The 16,879-nt window shown below is 41.1% G+C and carries 27 protein-coding genes; 22 read left to right on the plus strand and 5 right to left on the minus strand.

Annotated elements, in window-relative coordinates:
- The first annotated feature begins 114 nt into the window (after positions 1 to 114).
- The 10 genes from QZZ35_RS01995 (at position 115) to QZZ35_RS02040 (ending at position 4,728) form a co-directional block, all read left to right on the plus strand.
- On the plus strand, positions 115 to 474 hold the full coding sequence (locus QZZ35_RS01995; RefSeq protein WP_291235924.1) for a hypothetical protein: 360 nt from the start codon (positions 115 to 117) through the stop codon (positions 472 to 474).
- Between the two features lie 14 nt (positions 475 to 488).
- Positions 489 to 797, plus strand: a complete 309-nt coding sequence (locus tag QZZ35_RS02000; RefSeq protein ID WP_291235925.1) for a hypothetical protein — start codon at positions 489 to 491, stop codon at positions 795 to 797.
- Positions 787 to 1,194 carry a carbohydrate-binding protein gene (locus QZZ35_RS02005; protein WP_291235926.1) on the plus strand — a complete coding sequence of 136 codons (408 nt, stop codon included), beginning with the start codon at positions 787 to 789 and terminating at the stop codon, positions 1,192 to 1,194. Before QZZ35_RS02000 ends, QZZ35_RS02005 begins: the two co-directional genes overlap by 11 nt.
- A gap of 81 nt (positions 1,195 to 1,275) precedes the next feature.
- Positions 1,276 to 1,539, plus strand: coding sequence for a hypothetical protein (locus QZZ35_RS02010; protein WP_291235927.1), 264 nt, complete (start codon positions 1,276 to 1,278; stop codon positions 1,537 to 1,539).
- Between the two features lies 1 nt (position 1,540).
- Complete coding sequence (locus QZZ35_RS02015; RefSeq protein ID WP_291235928.1) at positions 1,541 to 1,834, plus strand: phage holin family protein; 294 nt, start codon at positions 1,541 to 1,543, stop codon at positions 1,832 to 1,834.
- 46 nt (positions 1,835 to 1,880) lie between these two features.
- Positions 1,881 to 2,387, plus strand: a complete 507-nt coding sequence (locus QZZ35_RS02020) for a DUF2829 domain-containing protein (RefSeq protein ID WP_291235929.1) — start codon at positions 1,881 to 1,883, stop codon at positions 2,385 to 2,387.
- A 106-nt stretch (positions 2,388 to 2,493) separates the two neighbouring features.
- A complete protein-coding gene (locus tag QZZ35_RS02025; protein ID WP_291235930.1) occupies positions 2,494 to 2,868 on the plus strand; it encodes a hypothetical protein in 375 nt (124 codons plus the stop codon).
- 42 nt (positions 2,869 to 2,910) lie between these two features.
- Entirely contained in the window at positions 2,911 to 3,237 is a 327-nt protein-coding gene (locus tag QZZ35_RS02030) for a helix-turn-helix domain-containing protein (RefSeq protein ID WP_291235931.1), read from the plus strand.
- A gap of 80 nt (positions 3,238 to 3,317) precedes the next feature.
- Complete coding sequence (locus QZZ35_RS02035; RefSeq protein WP_291235932.1) at positions 3,318 to 4,442, plus strand: N-acetylmuramoyl-L-alanine amidase; 1,125 nt, start codon at positions 3,318 to 3,320, stop codon at positions 4,440 to 4,442.
- Between the two features lie 97 nt (positions 4,443 to 4,539).
- Positions 4,540 to 4,728: a hypothetical protein gene (locus QZZ35_RS02040; protein WP_291235933.1), complete on the plus strand. Its 189-nt coding sequence runs from the start codon at positions 4,540 to 4,542 to the stop codon at positions 4,726 to 4,728.
- 3 nt (positions 4,729 to 4,731) lie between these two features.
- On the opposite strand, the gene QZZ35_RS02045 is transcribed toward QZZ35_RS02040, so the two are convergent.
- The 3 genes from QZZ35_RS02045 to QZZ35_RS02055 all read right to left on the minus strand — a co-directional run bounded on the left by QZZ35_RS02045 (position 4,732) and on the right by QZZ35_RS02055 (position 7,237).
- Positions 4,732 to 5,031: a hypothetical protein gene (locus QZZ35_RS02045; RefSeq protein WP_291235934.1), complete on the minus strand. Its 300-nt coding sequence runs from the start codon at positions 5,029 to 5,031 to the stop codon at positions 4,732 to 4,734.
- Positions 5,028 to 6,155 (minus strand): tyrosine-type recombinase/integrase, encoded by a 1,128-nt coding sequence (locus QZZ35_RS02050; RefSeq protein WP_291235935.1) that lies wholly within the window; start codon positions 6,153 to 6,155, stop codon positions 5,028 to 5,030. The genes QZZ35_RS02045 and QZZ35_RS02050 overlap by 4 nt, the downstream gene beginning before the upstream one ends.
- Before the next feature lie 170 nt (positions 6,156 to 6,325).
- On the minus strand, positions 6,326 to 7,237 hold the full coding sequence (locus QZZ35_RS02055) for a BRCT domain-containing protein (RefSeq protein ID WP_291235936.1): 912 nt from the start codon (positions 7,235 to 7,237) through the stop codon (positions 6,326 to 6,328).
- A gap of 146 nt (positions 7,238 to 7,383) precedes the next feature.
- Between QZZ35_RS02055 and QZZ35_RS11620 the strand changes: the two genes are divergently transcribed.
- Positions 7,384 to 7,557: a helix-turn-helix domain-containing protein gene (locus tag QZZ35_RS11620; protein ID WP_334299447.1), complete on the plus strand. Its 174-nt coding sequence runs from the start codon at positions 7,384 to 7,386 to the stop codon at positions 7,555 to 7,557.
- Positions 7,558 to 7,880: 323 nt separating this feature from the next.
- Here the strand turns inward: QZZ35_RS11620 and QZZ35_RS02065 are convergent, their stop codons facing one another.
- Positions 7,881 to 8,246, minus strand: a complete 366-nt coding sequence (locus tag QZZ35_RS02065; protein ID WP_291235938.1) for a helix-turn-helix transcriptional regulator — start codon at positions 8,244 to 8,246, stop codon at positions 7,881 to 7,883.
- Between the two features lie 342 nt (positions 8,247 to 8,588).
- Entirely contained in the window at positions 8,589 to 8,792 is a 204-nt protein-coding gene (locus QZZ35_RS02070) for a hypothetical protein (protein WP_291235939.1), read from the minus strand.
- A 97-nt stretch (positions 8,793 to 8,889) separates the two neighbouring features.
- On the opposite strand from QZZ35_RS02070, the gene QZZ35_RS02075 reads away from it, so the two are divergent.
- The 11 genes from QZZ35_RS02075 (at position 8,890) to QZZ35_RS02125 (ending at position 16,879) form a co-directional block, all read left to right on the plus strand.
- Positions 8,890 to 9,072 carry a hypothetical protein gene (locus QZZ35_RS02075; RefSeq protein ID WP_291235940.1) on the plus strand — a complete coding sequence of 61 codons (183 nt, stop codon included), beginning with the start codon at positions 8,890 to 8,892 and terminating at the stop codon, positions 9,070 to 9,072.
- A 12-nt stretch (positions 9,073 to 9,084) separates the two neighbouring features.
- The gene (locus QZZ35_RS02080; protein ID WP_291235941.1) at positions 9,085 to 9,381 is read left to right on the plus strand and encodes a hypothetical protein; all 297 of its coding nucleotides are present in this window, start codon (positions 9,085 to 9,087) and stop codon (positions 9,379 to 9,381) included.
- A gap of 12 nt (positions 9,382 to 9,393) precedes the next feature.
- On the plus strand, positions 9,394 to 9,702 hold the full coding sequence (locus QZZ35_RS02085; protein ID WP_291235942.1) for a hypothetical protein: 309 nt from the start codon (positions 9,394 to 9,396) through the stop codon (positions 9,700 to 9,702).
- 281 nt (positions 9,703 to 9,983) lie between these two features.
- A complete protein-coding gene (locus QZZ35_RS02090) occupies positions 9,984 to 10,721 on the plus strand; it encodes a rolling circle replication-associated protein (protein WP_291235943.1) in 738 nt (245 codons plus the stop codon).
- Positions 10,722 to 10,724: 3 nt separating this feature from the next.
- Positions 10,725 to 11,075, plus strand: a complete 351-nt coding sequence (locus QZZ35_RS02095; RefSeq protein WP_291235944.1) for an RNase H family protein — start codon at positions 10,725 to 10,727, stop codon at positions 11,073 to 11,075.
- 73 nt (positions 11,076 to 11,148) lie between these two features.
- Positions 11,149 to 11,595 (plus strand): Cas9 inhibitor AcrIIA9 family protein, encoded by a 447-nt coding sequence (locus QZZ35_RS02100; protein WP_291235945.1) that lies wholly within the window; start codon positions 11,149 to 11,151, stop codon positions 11,593 to 11,595.
- The gene (locus QZZ35_RS02105) at positions 11,592 to 12,146 is read left to right on the plus strand and encodes a DUF7666 domain-containing protein (protein WP_291235946.1); all 555 of its coding nucleotides are present in this window, start codon (positions 11,592 to 11,594) and stop codon (positions 12,144 to 12,146) included. Before QZZ35_RS02100 ends, QZZ35_RS02105 begins: the two co-directional genes overlap by 4 nt.
- Entirely contained in the window at positions 12,143 to 14,305 is a 2,163-nt protein-coding gene (locus tag QZZ35_RS02110) for a PcfJ domain-containing protein (protein WP_291235947.1), read from the plus strand. The genes QZZ35_RS02105 and QZZ35_RS02110 overlap by 4 nt, the downstream gene beginning before the upstream one ends.
- 10 nt (positions 14,306 to 14,315) lie before the next feature.
- Positions 14,316 to 15,698: a hypothetical protein gene (locus tag QZZ35_RS02115; protein WP_291235948.1), complete on the plus strand. Its 1,383-nt coding sequence runs from the start codon at positions 14,316 to 14,318 to the stop codon at positions 15,696 to 15,698.
- A gap of 271 nt (positions 15,699 to 15,969) precedes the next feature.
- Positions 15,970 to 16,263: a hypothetical protein gene (locus QZZ35_RS02120; RefSeq protein WP_291235949.1), complete on the plus strand. Its 294-nt coding sequence runs from the start codon at positions 15,970 to 15,972 to the stop codon at positions 16,261 to 16,263.
- A gap of 55 nt (positions 16,264 to 16,318) precedes the next feature.
- A complete protein-coding gene (locus tag QZZ35_RS02125; protein ID WP_291235950.1) occupies positions 16,319 to 16,879 on the plus strand; it encodes a LemA family protein in 561 nt (186 codons plus the stop codon).

Here is a 16,879-nt window from a genome sequence, read left to right on the forward strand (position 1 = left end):
AGAGCAGAGCAGAGCAGAGCAGAGCAGAGCAGAGCAGAGCAGAGCAGAGCAGAGCCTTGTACGCATAATATTTAGTGCTTATCAAGGCATTTCTTGCAGATTGGGGGCATATTTATGCTCCTAAGAAGAAGGATGATGATGCAGAGTGTGAAAAGTTATGAGTGGGATATTGATATTGTAGACCCAACCGATAAATATGGAGCTGTTAGGATGGATGTAAATGCAGGTGATACGTTTTATGTCGAATGGGACATTAATGCCACAAAAGGATATGTATATGACATGAGAGGATGTGGGGGTAATTATATGTCAATGACATACAGTGGCGATGCTTCAAAAATCGGAAAAGAAACAATAGTAGTTCCAGCGGACGGGTATATAGTATTCGGATGTAAATACGACTACACAGGAACTGGATACGTAAGCATCACTGATAGATTTGATGGAGAATATATCAGGGCTAAAAAGATATAAAAGAAGGTGATAAATTGTACGCAAAATTAGTAAACAACACCCCACGGTATACATCAAAACCGCCGTGGGTTACATACAACGGAAAGATGATAGGAAACGCACCAGATGAGATTCTGGCAGAGTTAGGGTATCACAAAGTGCAGGAAACCGAGATGCCAAACGACGCACCAGAGGGAAAGCATTATGAAAGCCATCTTGAATATGCAGACGGTGTGATAAAACAGGTGTGGAGTCTGGTATACGACCCGGCGATTCAAGAGCCGGAAGTAACCATATCAGACTTGGAGAGCGCAATCAAGGAGGCGATTAATAGTGATAACTGAGGTATTGGCACAGATGGCAAAACTGGCACAGAAGCAGGCGATGCAGATCACAGATGATGCAGAAGCATTGGAAGTAAAGTTCTTGTATCCGGAATGGAAATCCGGTAAGAGCTACGCTGCCGGGTACCGGGTGAATTATAAGGATGTACTGTACAAAGTCCTTCAGGATCACACATCACAGGATGATTGGACACCAGATGTAAGTCCGTCTCTCTTTGCAAAAGTCCTTATCCCGGATGCATCCGTGATCCCAGAATGGGAACAGCCGGATTCAACGAATCCATACAGCAAAGGTGATAAGGTGACACATAACGGTAAGATGTGGGAATCAATGGTGGATAACAATGTCTGGGAGCCGGGAGCGACAGGTACAGAGAGTTTGTGGAAAGAAGTGTAAGGAGAGATTATATGGAAATCAGAGCTAGACCGTAGAGGTCTTTTTATTTTGCGGAAAATTCAGAAAGCGAGGTACAGAGATGTGATAGAAGCGATTATCACAGGAGCAGTTGCAATAGCAGTATGCATGATTAACAACTATTTCCAGCAACGCAGATCAGAAGAACAGAATGATAAGACGATTGCACTGATAGATTATAAGCTTACAGAACTCACAAAACGGGTTGATAAGCATAATAATACAATAGAGCGCACATATCGTCTGGAGGAGCAAATGACTCTTCAAGAAGAAAAAATGAAAGTAGCAAATCACAGGATTGAGGATTTGGAAAGGAAGGTAGAATAAGATGGATCAGATTATGAACTATGTAAAACCGGAACTCATTGTTGTTGCGATTGTACTGTACTTTATCGGCATGTGGCTGAAACAGGCTGCATTCATTAAAGACAAATACATTCCGCTGGTACTTGGAATCGTCGGGATTTTTGTCTGTGGTATCTGGGTGATGGCCACAGCATCATTTGCCACCGGGCAGGATATCGCACTTGCGGTATTCACGGCGATTGTACAGGGAATTCTTGTGGCAGGGTTAAGTACTTATGTGAACCAGATCTTTAAGCAGTTGAATAAGGAAGAGTAGAGGGCTGGAAACAGTCCTCTTTTTAAGTGAAAGGAGAACATAGATTATGAATTTTGTAGAAGCATTAAAGGCAATGAAGAACGGGGCAAAAGTAAAACTTCCATCATGGGGAGGCTATTGGTACTGGGATCCGGAGAAAGAGACGGTAATGATCCAGTGCAGACCGCAGGACTCTGATCAGGGAGAGCTTCTGGATATCAGAGAAACGCAGAGAGTCGAATATACTCTTTCCAATGTGGTTTCTGATGAGTGGATGATTGCGGATGAGAACAACTGCCCGGTACTGGGTGGCGAAGCAGCATTTCCTTTCTCAGATGCGATCAGGTATCTCAAGCGTGGGCTTAAAGTTGCTCGCAAGGGCTGGAACGGAAAGGGACAGTACATTATCCTGCATGATCCGTATGACAACAATGAATATACATTGGAAGAAAAAGAAACAAGTGCAGGAACCATGTATCCGTACCTTGTGATTAAGACGAATTACAATGCCATTGTTCCTTGGTTCCCAAGTGCAACAGATGTATTAGCGGAAGATTGGGTATTTGTAGATTAGGAGAGCCAGAAACGGTTTTTAATATTTTTTCAAAAATCCTCCCTTAAAATATTGACATACCGCACAATGTGCGGTATAATAAAGACAGTTAAAGGAGGGAAATAAAATGAAAAAAGAACTGGTCGAAAAAATCATGAATAGCAATTATGGATACATCGGAATCCGCCGCTTAGCAGAAGATGAAGAATATGAGATTGGTGATATTTGCCGTAATTCCTATGATTGGGATTATGAAAACGACTGCAGTTCTTACAACACGAACGAAGTTGAACTTAACGGAACGTGTGCTGTTGATACAAGAATTGACCTTGACTGGGACGATGAAGAAGAGGTTGAAAGCAAATTAAGAGAAGCATTGGAAGCATCTGATCAGTATTTTGGATCCATCGCAATCATCGGCGGAAACGGAATGGAATATGGTGCAGACGATGGAGAAATTATCATTGAAAACGCAACAGTTATAGCTTTGATCGAAGAATAAGCATTTTATTTTCTCAATAAATTTAAGGTGGAGGACGAAAAAATGACAGACAGTCTATTTGCTAAACTTTGGAAAGACGCACTTGATCAATCTGACAAGGAACTGTACATTGCAGAATATGGCTATCCGGAGTGGTTTGACGAAATAAGCGAGGATCCGGATGTGGTAGTGGATACGCTTGGCAATATTCATGACGTTGCCAGTATGAGTGTCAAGGACATGGTTAAGAAATCCGGAATGTCACAAGCCAAGTTCGCAGAAAAATTCTGCATCCCCAAAAGAACGGTAGAGTCCTGGTGCATGGGAGAGCGTTCATGTCCGGATTATGTAAGATTAATGATGGCCAGATTGCTTGGGTATCTGCAGTAGTAAATAATAATTATTAACCAGTAGAGTCGGAAACGGCTCTCTTTTTAGTTGTGCGACGTCGCACAGAAGGGAGAAATGATATGGCACATTTATTTATCATAGCCGGCCACGGAGCCGGTGACAGTGGGGCTGTAGGAAATGGATATACAGAGGCAGAGCGAGTCCGTGCGCTGGCTTCCAGAATCAGTGCAATCGGAGGAGACAATGTAACGGTTGGAGATACATCAAAAGACTGGTACAGGAGTAAACTGATCAATACGCTGGACATCCCGAAAGACTGGTGCATCTGCGAATTACATATGGACGGTGCTGCTCCGACCGCAAGAGGTGGACATGTTATCATCAAGAATGGATATACTCCGGACGCCTACGATCAGAAGCTGGCCGCATTTATCAGTGAGATCATGCCGGGACGATCAGACATCATTGTTGGTCGGGACAATCTTGCAAATATTAATCGTGCTGCAGCAAGGGGTCTGAATTACCGGTTACTGGAGTGTGGGTTTATTACCAATGCTGCAGATGTTGCGACATTTAACAACAACATGGACGAGATTGCGAAAGGGATCTTATCATCGTTCGGAATCAACACATCATCCGCCGGCAAGTGGATCAAAGACGATAAGGGATGGTGGTACCGGAATACGGATGGAACATACCAGAAAAATTCCTGGCTGAAATTAGATTCCTGGTACTGGTTTGACGGGGAAGGCTATGCCGTTACCGGATGGAGAAAGATCAATGAGAAATGGTATTATTTTGACAGTAACTGCAGGATGCTGACCGGTTGGCAGAAGGTGGATGAAAAATGGTATTACCTGAACTCGAACGGAGATATGCTGGATGGATGGCAGCTGATCGGCGGAAGATGGTATTATCTGACGCCGGAATCCGGAAAGTCTGACGATTACCCGCACGGATCCATGCAGACAGGATTTGTTGAGAATGAAAAATATACCTATTACTGCCGGCCGGAAAGCGAGAATGGTGCTCCGGAAGGAAGTATGGTAACTGGATGGATGCAGTTGGAAGAGGACTGGTATTATTTTAATGATGATAAGAACTGCCAGCCGGTAGGATCCATGCTCAGGAATCACTGGGTCGGTAAGTATTACCTGAAGGATGATGGCCGGATGGTATGTGGAGAGACGCTGCAGATTGGTGGGAAGGAATATACCTTTGCAGAGGATGGAAAGGTAGAATAAGAAAGGCTCCGGGGCGTAAAAACTCCGGAGCTTATTGAAATAATGAAATATATCTTTTATAATAATATCATAAACCAAAACAGAAAGGAGGGGTAATATGATACCTGGTCAGTATGCAATGTTTGACAGCAAAGAGGCGATGGAACTATACATTGAGTTCCTGAATATCCCGGGAAGGAAGTTCTCGTTCGATGTTCCGCCAGACACGCCGATCACATGCGAACTCATGCACGATCTTTTGAACACTGCTTATCATTTAGTTGGTCAGTCGACCTATTCTTCTTAATAATCAAATCATCCTAGTTCTATTTAACGTTCCACGAATATCCAAATAACAAATACCTTCTATATTTAATAAGAAAAAAGTATTGCCCCATATTTGCCCCATTTTTATTTTTGAATAAAAGAAAAACACCGGAAATACTTGAATTTCCGGTGTTATAAAATAATTGTTAAATGCGGAGAAAGGGACTAAATAAATAGGTATGAGTGGGTAAAACAAACGAAAAAATAAAGTTTTTGATGTTTTAAAAAGTAAAAATAGCTCATGAAAGACATATTCATGCCCCATATTTGCCCCATGAATCATAATATTTTCACTTCCTTGATCTGTGCGTTATCGCGCTCCTTCAATTTCTTAGTTACATGAAAATAGATATCTCTCGTGATGGAACTGTTGGCATGGCCAAGACGACGGGAAATGACTTCGAGAGGAACCCCCTGTTCGGCCATGAGCGCCACATGAGTATGACGCATAAAATGCGAAGTTACGTTTTTGTGCAAAATCCGTTCGGCGGTTTCTTTTAAACATTTGTTGTAAGCATAATAATCAACATGATCGCCATTGATATCACTAAAAAACAGAGAGGACCGATAGGCAAGAACCAAGCGTTCCTGATTCATATAAACTTTGATTTTTTTACACAGGTCCAGAAGCTCATCCTGCATATATACTTCCCGATAGGATGTTTTTGTTTTTGGAGTTGTGACAATATTATTTACAGGATCAAATGTTTTGGTAACTGAAATGATTCGGTTTTTGGTATCAATATCGGACATTTCAAGAGCGATAGCTTCTCCGCAGCGAAGACCAGAGAGCGCAGTAAACTCTGCAAGAAATTTCCATTTCATCACGGAGATATGATCAAGAAGCCGTTTCAGATCATCGGATTCCAAATATTTTTCCTCCAGCTTTTCTGATTTTTCTTCGTCCTTCAGAGTAGATAACTTATCAATCCATCGGATATCAGATATATAGTCGTTGTTATATCCCCAGCGCAAGAGCGCTTTCAAGCGGGTCAGTCGTTCGTTTGTGGTGCCTGGTTTTTCGTGCCGATCGGAAAGTTGTTTACGAACATACCCGGCAGTCATTCGCTCCACAAGCGTATCCTTCCCAAGAATTTCCATCAATGATTTTGTTGCAAAATAGTTACGTTGGTAAGTAGACTTACTTACTGTTACTTTCTGGTCTTCCCGGTAAAGCGCAACCAATTCGCCAAAAGTCAGATCCTTCTTTTTAGACACTACGTTTAATTCAGATAATTTTTGATCGATTTTGCACTGAAGTGCAAGCTGCGCCTGCTTGCGTGTTGACTTCGTATCTTTGTCCATAGTTATAGATACTTTCAGTTGTTTTCCGGTGAGCGGATGTTCATATCTTTCCGCAAACCGGACCTTTCCACTCGGCAATGTTTCACACCACATAATCATCATCCTTTCTCTTTAAAATTGGGTATAAAAAAGACAGCCTGTCTCTTGCAGACCGTCACCGAAGATGATAAAATATATTCGTGTTAAATACATGCATATCTTCGGGTATGTAAAGCCGTTCCTGGTTGCCGCCAAGGGCGGTTTTTATTATGTGTACATAATGAATAAACAAGTTATTTATAGTCCTCAATTATATCCCAAAAATCAATTTCGTTTACAATGGTAAGATTTTGGCCATTTTTTCTTCTGTTTTCAGCATCTTCGATTTTACGACCGTAGCATGAAAAAGCCCAACAAGGATTACCAGCATTTCCAACAATTAAATATCGAGTCTGTTTCGTTATAGAATTTTTAAAGATGCCACCAACGGATTCTATAAGGGAGCTGATTTCGTTCCTGGTTGCACGTGTGGACTGACCAGTAAAACAGAATACATTTCCAGAGAAGTCTATATCTTGGCAAACTGCACATACACCGGAAACACTATATTTTGATTTTAATAAATCAAAGTCTTTCTGGCTTAAATTATAAGAGGTTGTCATATCTATAAAATTACTTAGAAATGCTTTTAATATATTTCTTTCATCATCTGTTATAACTCCGTCTGCCAAAATTGATAAAAGTAAGCTCTCGATTTCATCAAATGGATAACTACCGGTCAAATAATCATTAGAGGCTATCCAAGATTTTAATGAATATATTTCTTTGTCAGTTATTTCTCCGTCTGCCAATATGCCGTAAATGAGACCGTTTAAATACTGAAGAGAAGAAGTTATAAAATCATAGTAGTTAGAATCGGAAACAAAATGATTACATACCCAAATGATATCATGAGATTCTGATGCGGAAATAACACCGTCACTACAAGCAGACTCTATCATTGGAATTAATTCGTTGAAAGGATGACGATCAGCAAGGTGGCCATGGCATGTACACCAGTGAGCCAATTCGTTGATTTCGTCGCGACTTACTTTGGAATCAGTGGTAATTCCAGTAACAATACCTTTTAATGTATTAATAGCTTTATGAAGTTCGGCAGGCTTTGTGAATTTACGATAATCTTTTAGTTCGGAATTATTGCTCATTATAATACCCTCTTTTCGTTTTGCGTTTTAATAGTAGATTGAATATTTATTGTTTGAAAAAGAACATTTACAGTAAATAATTTCCTGTAGAATTACAAATGATATTGTAATAAAATTGTAATATGAAAATCTTACTTGGCGAAATTATGTATAAAAGAAATTTAACAATACGCCAAGTCTCTAATATGACTGGACTACCTAAGTCCACGATATCGGATATCGTATCTGGTCGGACAAGCCCCCGCATGGAGACTATGGAACGACTGGCAGCAGGACTAAAAATAAGGATTGCTGACCTGTACGAATCTCCTTTCAAATAAGTGTCCGAAATCTCGGACAAATTCAAAAACCACATCATTTTTAAAAAAACAAAGTGTTTATATAGTAAAGGAGCTAAAATACTATCACATTCTATACTTAGCTTCAATAATAAGTTAGAACAAATGTTTGGAAATGTATTGAACTCACAAAAGCGAAGTGATAAAATATATAACACAAACACATGTTCGTTGTGCGGAGGTGTTACCTATGGATAAAGATTCAAGAATCAAAATAATCGTTAAAATGCTTAAAGAAGCAAGTGAAAAACAAGTAGAACGGATTTATTACTTCATAAAAGCATTCCTAGACTAGGCGATATTGCTTAGTCTTTTTTATTTAGCAATAAACACATTTTCTCCAAGGATTCCCAATCGGATTCATCCAGTTCCATCAGCATATTTACAAATCTACGTTTAAAAGAATCGCTTTCATCTTTCAAAACAGATCCAGCCCACATCATTAGTTGGTTCTCTTTATCTATTTCAACAAACATTTCACCAGTGCCATTTCGAATCCATTCTTCATTGACGTTAAACTCTCTGCATATTGAAAGAATAATTGCGTCTATTGGAGTATTGCGGCCAGTTTCGTAATTGGCATAAGAGTTTCTTTTAATTCCTATTCTATCAGCAAATTCTTGTTGTGTTATGTCCAGTGTTTTTCTCAATTGTTTTAATCGTTCTTTCATTTTTTCACCACCTTTAGAAAGAACATAGCATAAAAATGTGCTAAAGTCAACAAAAAGCTCTAACAGCAACAAAAAATATATTGACAAAAGCTTTTATAGCACATATAATTGTGTCAAAAGCAACAGGAAGAGAGGTGAGAAAGATGATATGTAGAAAAAGACAAAGAATAGATAATAGACTGCAAGAACTGGAAAGAAAATCCAGATATTACGATCTTGTTTCTGAGAGATACGCAAGTGAGAAAGAACTTATAAACGAATTCGAATCAATAAGAAATAACTGGGAAATTGAAAACATGAAAAAAGAACGTGAACGTTTTAAAAACGCCCACGTAAGAAACACTATCTTAATCCTTGCAAGTTTCTGTTTAACTTTTGTTTTTGAGATATTTTCTTCTCGACAGAATCACTGAGAGCAGAGGAAGCTCCAAATTCATACAGGACATCTGTCAAAATTTTTTTAAGCTCTGATTTTGACACAACATCGTTGGATGAATGCAAATCAATACTGCGAGAAACAATACGCTCAACATCGTTTCTTGTCATAAAAAGCTCCTTTCTTTATGTACTTGGCGTTGAAGTGCCTGTATATAAAGGATAGGAGCTAAAGAAGAAAAAGTCAATAAAGAGAGGAAGTGAAAATATGTCAGAAAGAGAAAAACAAATTTTAGAAACATTTGGAAAAGTAATTCCTGGAATGACGGAAGAGGAGAAAAATACACTTGTCGTATACGGACAAGGAATTGCGGAAGGCAAGAGGCTTGCACGCAAGGAAATGGAAGAGCGTGCGCTCTGCGAGAAACTGGAAGGAAAGAAAGTGGTGTAGGAGGTAACGAGGATGTACGCAAACAAAGTTCATATAGCAGAGATATTTGACATCTCATACTCAACTGTAAAGAAGAGGGAAAAAGAAATCCGGGAGGAGATCGGGAAAAGGTATAACCAGTATGCAATCATAGGAAAGTTGATCAATGTAGCTGTATTTGCCGATTATGAAAAGTACAGAGGAATGCTTGCAGATAAAAATCTCAGGAAGTATGTTCCTGAGTTCGATATCTACGAAGCGGGAAGGTACTTAGAGCAGCTACAAGGAAAGCAAATGCAGCAAGGATATGAAGAAAGAAAAATTGTGTAAGAGGGATCAAGAATGAAGTTAAAGCAGATAAAAAAGAAGAAAAAAGCCGCGAGCGTTCTTAAAAATGCATTGACATTTTTAATCTCAGCAGCAGGGATCTTGCTGATCTGGAGCGCCGTGCAGGCGATCGAAGACGGAATGTACATATTGCCTGGGATACTGCAGATAGCACTGGGGTTTGCGATTTTGATTCTTCTGCAGATGGTAATTAAGATTGCAAGAGAAATACAGAAGGAGAATGAAAAGGAGAAATATGCAGAGATTTCAGCGAGGAGAAAATCCATTGAAGATAATCCGGTATTCAAAAGCAATCAAATTTAGCAACGGAGAGGTAAGCAACATGCAAAGCAGGATCGGAACAATGGAAGAGGTACAAAGATATGCAGAGAGTGTAGCAAAAGAAAACGGAGCAGAGGTAGAAATCATATTATGAATCTTGACAAAGAAAAAAGCTGACATTTGCAGATGTCAGCAGGCCCATAAGTACTATGGCAAATACCTATTATCATAGTACCATCATGGGCCTAGAAAGTCAAGAAAAACGGGGATTCCAGCCCGTTTTTATCACTTGTTAAGAATATTAAAGTTAGGACACAGATGGAATGATAAAACGATATAAGAGACTGACATACATATTCGAAGATTCTATTGAAGTATATGAATATCTGGATGGGAAGTACGGGGCTCCGGGCGAGAAAAGAGGAGTCAAAAGAGAGGCCACACCAGACCAGATCAAAAAGAGAAATCAATGGAATAAAGAAAGGAAAGCAAGACATAAATTAAAGACCTGGTTTAAGGAAAATGATTTTCTGGCTCTTTTAACCTATAAAAAAGAGGAGAGACCTCCAGACATGAAAGCAGCAAAGAAAGATTTCCAGGAGGCAATGAGAATCATTCGAAGGGAATACAAGAAAAGAGGGTATGAACTTCGATGGATGCGGAATATCGAAGTGGGTCCAAGAGGAGCGTGGCACATTCATGTAGTGATCAACCGAGAGGCTGATACGGATCTGATTTTGAAGAAAACTTGGACACACGGAAGAATCGATTTTAAACACCTGTATGAAGAAGGTGGGTTTGCAGATCTGGCCGGATACATCACAAAGACTCCGGAAACAGCAAATCGGTACAACGAGAAGTTGGTAGAGACAAGCTATTCTTCATCCAGGAATCTTCCGGTTCCGGAGCCGGAAAAGAAACGTTTTGTCAGATGGCCAAAGAAGCCAAAGGAAAAGAAAGGATACTACATAGACAAGTCAAGTTATTTTGAAGGGACAAATCAAGCTACCGGATATAAATTCAGGTACTATACCATGATCCGGTTAAACAGGAGAATTTAAAAGATGTTTGAAGTACACATATACATAGGCACAGACAGTGCAAGCACCAGGAAATCCAAGAGAAGTTACGGATATGTCCTGGAATGTATGAAGAATGGAGAGCAGCGAACTGTTCAGGGTTTTGGAGAGACGGAAAGCACTTATCACGAGACTAACCTGATTGCGATCAACGAAGCACTGAGACGATTAAACCAGTCCTGTGAGGTCCATATCCACACAGAGGATCATTTTATTTTAAACATGATCGAACACAATCTGGAAAAGTGGGTGGCCAGCGACTTCCGGACCAGCAAAGGGCGGCCGGTAGAAAGTGAAGAACACTGGAGAAGACTCTGGGAGTTATCGCAGAAGTAGCTGATCCTGAGCGAATGCGGAAAACACAGTTATTCGGAATGGATCCGGGAAGAGATCGAAAGGAGAAGAAACCATGTATGAGGTATTTGGAAATTTTGATAGTTACGAAGAAATCAATGCCTGCGCGGAAGGGTTACTGGCAGCAGGAGACACAGAGCATTTGAAGACACTGGCAAAAGAAAACGGGATACCGGAATTCCTGGTAGAAAGTTATCTGTCTGGAAGTGGAGAGTTTACAGACTGGATGAATGCAGCGTTAGGAAAACTGGAGGTAGAAGCTGCAGATCATAAAGACAAGTATGTTCCGGTACAGCCGGTAGCAGATTATCTGAAAAGCCTGTGTATGGAAGAAGAGTTTGCAAGACTTGTGCGACGTCGCACAAAAAATATGGAAGATTGCATGAAATATATTGAGACGAAGACCGGGGAGCTGGTCAGGAAAGGAATCATGTATGCTCCGGATCTTCAGGTATTTCACTGGGCGAGAGATTATTTCCGGGAAGAAGGTGCAGAAAAATGATGATGGCATATAAAGCATTTCATAAAGATCTGACCTGTACGATGGGACGCGGGACGTTCCAGTACGAGGAAGGAAAATGGTTAGAAGAGGAAGAAGCAAATTGCAGAAAGAACGGATTCCATTGTGCAGAGAATCCTTTGGACTGCTTGAATTATTACAGGAATATGGAAGAGTCGGTTTATTACATTGTATTGGCAGATGGAGACATCAACGAAGACGATGCAGACTCCAAGATATCTTGCACTCGCATTAAGTTGGTTAAGAAGCTGACGATCGAAGAGTTTGTTGCTCACGCTTTGAAATACATGTATGAACATCCACAGATGGAGACAGGACACGTAGAAACAGACAATGGAGAAGCAAAAAAAGATTTTGTAATCGTTCGGGGAAAGAATCCAATCGCGAAAGGTGCACCGGGAACGGTCCTGGGATTTGTAAAAGAAGAGAGGGGCAGCCGGCAGGTAGAAGAACTGGGCGTATATATGGTCGGAGAACAGGGAATCTTGCCGGACACCTGGTATGACATCAATGGAAAGGTGGCGACAGTATGAGAAAAGAACAGTTACGGAAGCTGAGAAAACTCTACGCAACACCGGCCATGATGAAAAAAGCAGGAATGGACGTACCGGAACTGGTAGCACGGAAAAACCAGTGGAGAAAAGAAGATGTCTATCGATATAAATACGGGATCTATCTGAGGTGCCAGGTACTGCAGGGAATTCTGAAGGTTGCATTTTTTCTGGTGGAAGAGATGAGGCTGGGCTTGAATAAACCGGTATATGAATTGTTTGTCAATAAGGAAACAGGGGAGTTTATCACATGGGATGTGAAGCATGAAAAATGGAGAAATGCCAAAGTAGATATGCTGGATTGGCCAGAATACACCTACTATTCCGGAAGATATATCAATCCCGAAGGGAACCGAAACGTCAAGCGATATCTGGAGACTGAAGACGGAGGTTACAAAGGGATCTTAAAGTATCAGCAGAATGTAAGAAAGGAAGAATTAAAGAAAAAGTATAAAAGAGAGACGGAGCAATGGGATCTGGAAATGGATAAGGTACCGGAACTTCCAAAAGACTGGATTCATTGGGTAGATAAGCATGCGATCAGAGATCACTTCATTTTTTACGAGTATTCCAGAAAGGGAGCAACAGAAGGATACTGTACCTGGTGTGAAAAGACGGTACCGATAAATAATCCAAAGCATAACCAGTATGGAACCTGCAGATGCTGCGGAAGAAAAATACAGTATAAAGCACGGGGGAAGGCTGGAAACATTTGGACGGATTATGAAAGGGCTTATCTCATCCAAAGATGCGAAGATGGATTCGTGATCCGGTTGTTCAGGTGCAGGAAGCATCTGCCAAAAGGAAACTATGAGCATCCATATGTCGTGACAGAAGAGATAAGAAGGGTGATCTATGATAAGCAATTTCATGGAATTGCTTACATCTGGGATCTATATAAGCAAGATCATATGCGGTGGATCAGAAACGGAAGAAGCTATTATTCTTGGTACTACGATTACGAAGGAGCGATATATAAAAGAACACTTCCGACTTTGACCAAAGCAGAATTAAAGAGAACAGGGCTTGCAGAAATGGCGAAAGATGTGGGCCGGTTTGATCCGGAAAAATATATCGAAGGCTGGAAACGATATCCACAGTATGAACAGTTTGCAAAAGCGGGGCTGGGGAAGCTGATAATAGACGGAATGGACGATAAAAGATCAACAGTCCACACCTGCAGTGCAATAAAAGACTTAGCAAAGTCTTTGGGGATCGATAAAGCCAGAATGAAGCGTCTGAGAGAAAATCACGGAGGCGATATCTACCTGGAATGGTTAAGAAGAGAAAAGGCGATGGATACCATCATTCCGGATGAGGTGATCAGATATTTCAGCGAGAATCAAATCCGGCCAAAGAATTTAAAACTCATGCTAACCAGGATGTCGGAACGGAAGATCTGCAATTACATGAAGAAACAGAGGAATCTCACAGGAAGAAGACCTTTAGAACTGATTAGTGACTGGGAAGACTATATGCTGATTGCCAATCGGTTAAAGATCGATACCAGGATCGAGAAGAATTACAAGCCAAAGAACTTAAAAGCAGCGCATGACGAAGTAGTCAGCATGTGTGGTGGACAGGACATAGCCAGAAGAGCAGGTGAGATTGCAGAAAAGTTCCCGGACATTGACAGGATCCATGTGGAGATCAAAGAAAAATACGAATACGAAGAAAAGAAGTATTCCATTGTTGTTCCGGAACGAATCGAGGATATCATCCGGGAAGGGAAAATTCTTGGTCATTGCTTACATAGCAGCGACAGGTATTTTGACCGGATCCAAAGAAGGGAGACTTATATTGTATTCCTTCGGAAAACAGCGGAGCTGGACAAGCCATACTACACGTTGGAAATCGAACCGGACGGAGCAACCAGGCAGAAGCGGACCGTAGGGGATAACCAGAACGCAGATTTTGAGGAAGCGAAATCTTTTATACGGAGATGGCAGCAGGCAATCCAGAAACGCTTGACAGAGGAAGACATTAAATTAGCACAGATCAGCAGGAAGCTAAGGGTGGAAGAATTTGACGAGCTGAGAAAAGGAAAGAACAAAGTTTGGCATGGGAAACTGGCCGGGAAGCTTCTGGTAGATGTACTGGAAGCGGATCTGATGGAAGTAGAAAAGGCAGCAGTAAGTTAGGAGGAGAAGGATGGCATTCAACAATATGAGCGAAGTAAGAGCCATTGATAACCTGGATGATATGACCGGGATCATCAAAAATGAGCTCAACAATATCACAGAAGGGTTTGTAGCCGTAGGATATTACTTGAAGAAAACAGCGCAGGACGAATTGTACAAGCAGAAAGGGTACCAGAGCCTGTTTGACTATGCAAAAGAAAATTTTGGAATCAGCCGGCCGACGGCGATCCGATTCATGGAAATCAATGATACCTACAGTATTGGCGGGTTCAGCCCGGAAATTGATGAAAGATGGAGAGGATATGGCAGCAGTAAGCTGACGGAAATGTTAGGACTCCCGGAAGAGATCCGGGAGGTAGTCACGGCAGAAGCAACCGTGAAAGATCTACGGGAAGCAAAAACAATCATACGGGAGACGGAATCGAAGTACAGCCCACAGATGGAGTTGTGCGACGTCGCACAGACACCGGAAGAGCCACAGGAATGGATGAAGCTCTTGGCAATCCAAGTATTTCAGGATAAAGACACATTCTTGGAAATGGTGGATTGGTCCAGGAAAGACATAGGGAATGACAGAAAAGGAATTGAGGAAGAGATCCTTGCGATAGTAAACCCGACAAAGTTTAAGATGATGCGCCTGGAGAAGTCCAATGTCATGATGCAGGAGAAAAGCATTCGGGTGATGCCATATAAAGTAAACGGGATTCTTCCAGAACCGGAAGAGCATACCTACATCGATCTGGCTATGGCATTTGAAGAGATCTGTTTCCCGAATTATCCGGATGTGTCAGAACCGGTACAGAAGATATATGAGAGAGTGTATGGAGAGCCATTATATGAACAGAAAGAAGAGCCGAAAAAACCAGAAAAACCAAGAAAAGAGGACAAGCCAAAGAAATCTGATAAAGCCAAGAAAGTTAAAAAGAATGCAAGTGGATCAGTACATCCGGTGGAAGAAAAGGAGTTAAAGGATGAAGAGCAAAGAGACTGCGAAAGAACCGCAGAGCAGACGGACACCGAACAAGAAGAAGAGGAGAGCCAAGGAAAGGAAATCGCGCAGGCACAAAAATCCAGCGAGCACCAGGAAATACTAGAAGAAGATCAGATTCCGGGACAGACAGAATTAACCAAAGATTTTCCGCAGTATTGCCCGGAGAGCATGCTGAATCCACCGGAAGAACGAGAAGTAAAAAGCGCCTACGGAACCAGAAGACAATATCTGGCCAAGCATTCCGAAGAAGAGATAGGAACATATCTGGCAGCAGTATTAGAGAAGAAGATTCGAAGCATGAACAATAACAGTTTCAAGATCTTTGTGGATCCGGAATTCTGGAGAAACCTTTTAACGGAAGAGGTAGACGAGGAAGGTAGGGAAATCGAATGTGTGAATTGATGTTCCCAAAGCCAACTAAAAAGAAAAAACGTAAGAAACACAAAGCAAGCATCCTACATTGCAAAGACGGCACCTGTTACCTTTGCATGAAATTAGATCACAATTACCGCAAGTACCAGGAAATCCAAGAACATCACGTGTTTCCGGGAAAGCCAGGAAGACAGATCTCAGAAGCGGAAGGATTTAAAGTCTATTTATGCCTAGAACATCATCTGGATGGATCAGAGGCAGTACATAATAATCATGCCAATATGCGTCTAATTCAGCAGGATTGCCAGAGAAAATACGAGGAAACCCACACCAGAGAGGAATTCAGAAGCCTGATGGGGAGGAATTACCTGTAATGTTTGAGTCATACAAAGACCTAAAAGTTGGAGATACTGTGAGATTTCGAGATATATACGTTCATGATCAGCTAAAAATTTCCGGCCAAGGAAAGGTAATTGGATTCGGAGAATATGCACATGTGATGTTTGTCTGGGTAGAAACGAAAGATGGAGTAAAAGGAGTAGCCTACCAGTATACAAAAAAAGTTGTAGCACCTCTGGTGTTGTATCACAAGTAACCAGTCAACCATAGATTGCCTCCGGCCGGTGCGCCGGAGGAGAAAGGAACAGAAAATGAAAGAAAAAAATACTAAGAAAGAGTGGAAGTTACCATTAATTATTGGAGCAGCAGTTGTTGCAGTGATATTATTGTGTGTATTCTACGTACAGAATTCTCAGAATAAGGCAATCGCATTAGAAGAGCAGGTGAATACAGCACAGTCAGACATAAAGGTACAGGAAAAGAGAAGAGTAGACTTGGTGTATAATCTTGCAGATTGTGTAAAACAATACGATCAACATGAAGCGGATACGCTGACAGCCATCGTAGAAGGTCGTGGGAAGACTGGAGACATTGAAAATGTAACAACAGCTATTACGGCAGTTTCAGAAGCCTATCCGGAACTGAAGTCCAACGAGAATTATAAACAGCTCATGAATGAGTTATCAATGACAGAGAACCTGATTGCGGAATGTCGGAGTAATTATAATAAGCAGATCAAAGCATACAACAGGTATGTGCGGAAGTTCCCGACGAAAATATTCTTAAATATGCTTGGATATGAGGTTCAGGAATATTCATACCTTGATTATGAAGTATCACCAGATGCACCACAGAATTTGTTTGAGGAATAG

Source organism: Frisingicoccus sp. (assembly GCA_016298055.1).
Lineage (GTDB): Bacteria > Bacillota > Clostridia > Lachnospirales > Lachnospiraceae > Frisingicoccus.